This window comes from Candidatus Acidiferrales bacterium (assembly GCA_036514995.1).
In the GTDB taxonomy this organism is placed as follows: Bacteria; Acidobacteriota; Terriglobia; order Acidiferrales; family DATBWB01; genus DATBWB01.
Genome location: DATBWB010000200.1, coordinates 1 through 5,076 on the forward strand (window position 1 = coordinate 1; position 5,076 = coordinate 5,076).

9 protein-coding genes are annotated in these 5,076 nt (G+C 59.2%); 6 read left to right on the forward strand and 3 right to left on the reverse strand.

Translation table 11 applies throughout. The features are described from left to right. Together VIH17_12955 and VIH17_12960 are read right to left on the reverse strand one after the other, a co-directional pair. Positions 1-392, reverse strand: a 392-nt coding sequence (locus tag VIH17_12955) for a hypothetical protein (protein HEY4684139.1), incomplete at its 3' end; no start/stop codon positions are given. 176 nt (positions 393-568) lie between these two features. Continuing rightward, positions 569-739, reverse strand: a complete 171-nt coding sequence (locus VIH17_12960) for a GntR family transcriptional regulator (GenBank protein HEY4684140.1) — start codon at positions 737-739, stop codon at positions 569-571. A gap of 85 nt (positions 740-824) precedes the next feature. Between VIH17_12960 and VIH17_12965 the strand changes: the two genes are divergently transcribed. After that, a complete protein-coding gene (locus VIH17_12965; GenBank protein HEY4684141.1) occupies positions 825-1,391 on the forward strand; it encodes a glycoside hydrolase family 172 protein in 567 nt (188 codons plus the stop codon). A gap of 324 nt (positions 1,392-1,715) precedes the next feature. Here the strand turns inward: VIH17_12965 and VIH17_12970 are convergent, their stop codons facing one another. Beyond that, positions 1,716-2,321, reverse strand: a complete 606-nt coding sequence (locus VIH17_12970; GenBank protein HEY4684142.1) for a hypothetical protein — start codon at positions 2,319-2,321, stop codon at positions 1,716-1,718. 317 nt (positions 2,322-2,638) lie between these two features. Between VIH17_12970 and VIH17_12975 the strand changes: the two genes are divergently transcribed. The 5 genes from VIH17_12975 to VIH17_12995 all read left to right on the forward strand — a co-directional run. Further along, positions 2,639-2,782, forward strand: a complete 144-nt coding sequence (locus VIH17_12975; GenBank protein HEY4684143.1) for a hypothetical protein — start codon at positions 2,639-2,641, stop codon at positions 2,780-2,782. 623 nt (positions 2,783-3,405) lie between these two features. Then, a complete protein-coding gene (locus VIH17_12980; GenBank protein HEY4684144.1) occupies positions 3,406-3,894 on the forward strand; it encodes a family 1 glycosylhydrolase in 489 nt (162 codons plus the stop codon). 96 nt (positions 3,895-3,990) lie between these two features. Beyond that, entirely contained in the window at positions 3,991-4,425 is a 435-nt protein-coding gene (locus VIH17_12985) for a DUF5655 domain-containing protein (GenBank protein ID HEY4684145.1), read from the forward strand. A 77-nt stretch (positions 4,426-4,502) separates the two neighbouring features. Beyond that, on the forward strand, positions 4,503-4,658 hold the full coding sequence (locus tag VIH17_12990) for a hypothetical protein (GenBank protein ID HEY4684146.1): 156 nt from the start codon (positions 4,503-4,505) through the stop codon (positions 4,656-4,658). A 127-nt stretch (positions 4,659-4,785) separates the two neighbouring features. Next, positions 4,786-5,076 (forward strand): formate--tetrahydrofolate ligase (locus tag VIH17_12995; GenBank protein ID HEY4684147.1); only part of this gene is annotated, 291 nt, incomplete at its 3' end.

The following is a 5,076-nucleotide window of genomic DNA, read 5'->3' on the forward strand; positions in this document are numbered from 1 at the left end:
AGCTCGCGGGCGATGAGCCGGACGGCTTCGCCATAGCCGGTGTGGCGTACGGCCTGCCAGGCTTTCTGGACACGTACAAAGCGGGCGCGGAGATCCGGATCTGAGCCGTCGACCAGTCGGTCCACGGCCGGCTGGGTCGCCCCGGCGACGATCAGATCGGCGGTAACGTAGTTGGCAAAGAGGCTTTGCAGGATGTCGGGCCCGCGGGCGACGTATTCTTCTTCCTTCTTTAGATGCTCATGCGTGTCGCAGAGAGGGGTCCGCTGAATGTGTTGGGCGAGGTCAGTTGGTATGGCCGCATTTCCTTCCCGTGTCGCTAAACCATCGCGCCAGAGGGCTGTTCGCTTTGTGTGGCCCCGGCGCGACCGAAATGGCCGAGAGCGGTTCGTCACGCTGGGCGATCCGGAATCAGTCAATCTGACAGGCCATTTCCACCAGGAGGGCGAGTTCCTCGGACGGCTGGTGGGGCCTCAGTGGATCTTCGCCTTGGCGGCGGCCGCGCGGGCGGCGCACAACCCGTCCAGGCGGATTTTGATGTCAAGATATCGCAGAGATCCTGCGCCGAGATCTACCGGAGCACCGCGCCCGGGTTGGGGGTGGCTTCGACCAGGCCCTCTCGGCTCAATTCCCGCAAAGCCTCCCGCACCGGAGTCCGCGACGTGCCAAGCTCGGCCGCAATTGTCTCCTTGACCAGGATCTGGCCCGGCCGATACCGCTGGCTCAGGATGCCTTGCCTCATGAAATTGTACGCAATTGTGCAGAGCATACCCGATGTGGACAAATCGATCAATTCAACCGAGAGGAAAGGTTTGAGCGAACGATGAATTCTTTCTCACGACGAGGGTTACTTTCACGCGCAATGGCGGCGCAACAACCCGCTGCCCTACCAGGCGGTGCACACATTGCTCGACGGCGTTCGCGGCCAGGGCCACTACGTGGGCACGTACATTGCCTGGGGCGCGCACAACACGGGTTGGTGGGGCGAAGGCGAGATGAAGTTCTACCTGGACGGTGACCAGGAGTGGCCGACGATCTGTGGCACGGGTACGGAAGACTACTTCGGTGGGGCCTGGGGCTTCGAGGTGGCCAAAGGCGAATATGGCGTCTACTCCACCGCGTTCCTGGGACTCCCGCAGGTGATCAAGCCCGGTGGCTCAGGCCAGAGCCAACCGCGCTTCGGCCTGTACCGTTGGCACGTGTTGGACCCCATCCACTTTCAGCAGGATGTGCGCGTTACCATCCAGGCCTTGGGCTGGCGATCAAAGCTGGGCGGCCAGGGACGATATCTGCCCTTGCAAGACGATATTGCCTCGACCGCCATCTGGTATCAGGCCGAGCCGCACGCGCCCTTTCCCGAGCTGCCTGGCCTGAGTGGCTTGGAAGTCATTTAGCCGTTGCCGAAAAATAACTTTTCCATTTCGCATTGCGAAAATGCCTATTTTCTGAGACTATAGCATCTGGTATCGTTACTACAGTCTCATTTACAGAGTGGAAAACCGTCACTGAATCGGCTTTATGTACGGAGCGGTTTTCCTCTGCGACAAACTGCTAGAAGGCGATATTTCCACGAGGCATAGGAATATGGACCTTGAATTAGAGGGCAAGAATGCGCTTGTGACTGGCGGAGAGAGAGGGATTGGAAGAGATGTTTGTTTTTCTCTTGCTCGGGAAGGAGTTAATATCAGCAGCCGCAAAACTCACCTACACGGAATTTCTTAAGATTTCCGACGATTAGCCTCAGCCCATTGTTCTTCCAGTTGCTTGAGACAACGCCGAGGGTGATGACGAAAACGATACAGCACTTGAAGTCGTCGCTGGGCTTTCAGAAACCGATCATACTCTTGATCAAACTTGGCTTGGTCAAATTGCTGAAAGCGTTGTAAGACTTGGTCAAAGGTTTCGGTGGGATCAATAAAAACGGCCCACTCCCCATAGCGGACGCTGCGCGTGAACTCATGCACCGACTTGCGGCCATGAATTTGGCGCTGGCGGGTGCGCAGGCGACCAAAGAAGGTTTCCAGGTCGTTGTTGGTGCGATACCGTTCGGGCCATCCGTAGCACGCAAAGAGCCGCGGCCAGCGTTGGCGGAAGGTGGCGCAGATCTGCGCGACCACTTGGGCCTCATCGGGGTGGTGCTGGGCGTACTCTTCCAGTTCAGCCAGGAAGGCCTTGACCTCGCGCTTGACGCTGCGCCGGGTTGGGCGCGGGTGACTGTCTTCCGGCGGGTCCAGTCGCCGCTCCACTTCCACCAACCAATTGCGTTGGCGTTTGAGGCGCCGATACTGGGCTGTGAAGGGGGCGCGGCGTTGGACCACCGCCAAGAGTTGCTCCAAGAGCGGGTGGCCCCCTTTTTCTGGCTGCGGAGGAGCGAGGCTTCCAAGCGGCCCAAGTCTTCAAAGACCCGCAGACCGCCGAGGGCAAAGGGCGGCTTGCTGCCTTCCGTGAGCGTGGACCGGATCAATTCCGCGTAGGTGCTCAACACAGCCTGACAGGGATCCTCGGGGGACAATTGGCTGATGGCGCGGCAGGCCGCGTAGAAGGGCGTGCGAATGGCTTGTTTTAGGGCCTTTTTGAAGGCTTGATCGGCTTCGACAATTGGGAGGGCGGCATCGCGTAGGCAATGGCTCTGGCAGGTTTGATGGCGTACACCGGGAAAGACCTGGGCGACGGCCAACCGGATCGCTTTTTCATCATCACTCACCACCCCGCGCAGGCGATAGCCCAAGGCCTTGACCGGCTCAAGCACGCGGCGTTTCAAGGTCGAGTGATCCGCCGAAAGTAACGGGGTCACGTTGAGGACCAAGCCGAACTTCAATTCCCGCGCGACATACAAGGCCGTGTTGCCTTTCTCAGGCTTGAGCGCATCCAGGGACAGAAAGAGCCCATGTCGCCGAAAGTAGGCGGCCTGTTCTTCCAACCGCAGGTGGTAAGTGCAACGCAGTAACACCAGAAAGACACCGATCAAGTACAGCACTTCACGCTCAGAGATCGGCACCTGGCGTTCTTGAGTGAGGACTTCATGAATTTGCGTCACCGTCCAGCGTTTCCAGAACCGCCAGTAGCCAATCCGGACGATGACCTCCAGCGCAAAACTACTTCCGCGCAGCGTCAAGCGGCGAGCCGCTTCCGACGTGTAGGTCTGATCATGCCCAGCACAGCGAGGATCTGGACAATGGTAGCCGAAATGGATCACCAACGAGCGACCAGTGAGAAAGACCACATATTTCCGCCCGACAGCGTAACGACGTTTCAAAGTTTGCTTACAGAAAGGGCACATGGTCTGTTCTGGTCGGTAGTAGCGGGTTGGAACCCCTCGCTGGTTTTTCGCTCGTCTCACAATGCTGCCTCCGCACGGAACTCAGGACACAAGATAAGTGCTGATTGTACTCCGTGCGAGGCTTGTAGGTGAGTTTTGCGGCTGCTGAAGAAATATGCGATGTCTATCTGGAAGCGCTCCGAGGCGACGATTTTGTTGGCGTGCAAACTTACTCGCGCACGCGCTTTGGCCCCACGGGTCCCCTGCCGCCGGAGGCAGGCGTGGAATTGACCCAAATGGGCTACGAATTCTGGCCGGAAGCACTGGAAGCGACCATTCGTTACGCCGCCGCCAAGACCGGTCTCCCGGTGATCGTGACCGAAAACGGGATTGCCACCGACGACGACGCGCGCCGCGTCGAGTACGTCAAACGCGCCCTGCAAGGGGTGGCCAATTGCCTCAGTGCCGGCCTGGACGTGCGCGGTTACACCTATTGGTCTGCCTTTGATAACTTTGAGTGGATGCTGGGCTACCGGCCTACCTTTGGCTTGATTGCCGTGGATAGAGAAACACAGAAGCGAACCGTCAAACCGAGCGCGCGATGGCTTGGCGCCGTCGCTCGTGCGAACGGCTTTTAGAGCGTGTCTTAAGACTGCTCACAGCCCGCGTCCTTCGCGAAGCACCCCTATGGGGCGCGGGCGCTTGAGGCCCACATTCGTGATCAGGAAGCCCGCATGCCGTCCGCAAAAAAGAAGCCCCTCTGGACCTGCCCGAACTGCGGGCGTCAATTCGTCTCGCGCAACAAGTGGCACTCGTGCGGCCACTATGAAATTGACAACCACTTCACGGGCAAAGACCCTGCCATCCGAGAACTTTTCGATCACTTGCTGAAGCGCATCGAGCAGTTTGGGCCCGTCACCGCCTACGCGCTGAAGACGCGCATCGTGTTCCAGGCGGAGAGGCAGTTCGCCGCCGCCCTGCCGCGCAAGCGCTGGCTGGAGGGCTATCTGTGGCTCCGGCGGCGCGCGGCGCATCCGGTAATTCGCCGCGTCGAGATGCAGGTCTTCCGTGACTATGGCCACATTTTCCGCCTGACCCGGCCCGAAGACCTGGACGAGCCGCTCGTGGCCCTGCTGCATGAAGCCTACGTATTGGGGTGCCAGAGGTGATGCCCACGCCAGCAACGAAAAAGAAACCCCTCTGGGTTTGTCCCCCACTGCGGTCACCGCTTTGTGACCCGCAACCTGTGGCACTCCTGCGCGCGCTCCAGATCGAATACCTGCCGCTGCTGGATGCGTGGTACGTCGAAGAATACCGGGCGCAGGTCGAGCAGCTTTCGAGCGTTGAGCGTGTGCTTGAAGGCCCGCCGGAGAAACCCGGTTTCTCTCAGAAACCAGATTAATGCAGGTTTCCAGCCTGCCTGGGACTGATATCAGCGTGAAATGATGACCTTGTGCACTTTGCCACAGACAGGTTTTGTTCCATAATCGTGGTTTGGACACTCATCCCTTTTGTGTAAGGAGACAACTATGCCCAAGATAGCCAGAAAAACAACGAAGGCGAAGACGACCAGGCGGGCCAACGGCCGCAGGCCGTCAGCCCCGGCCGTCATTTTCAAGCCCACCCGGCTCAAACTGCTCCAGCCCGTCCCGTCCGACATCGAAATCGCGCAGGCAGGCAAACTCAAGCCCATCCTGCAAATCGCCGCCGAGGTCGGGCTGAAGGAGAGCGAACTGGAGTTGTTCGGGCCGTACAAGGCTAAGGTGCACCTGGAGGTGCGCGACCGGCTGGCGAAGCGCCAGAACGGCAAATACATTGAC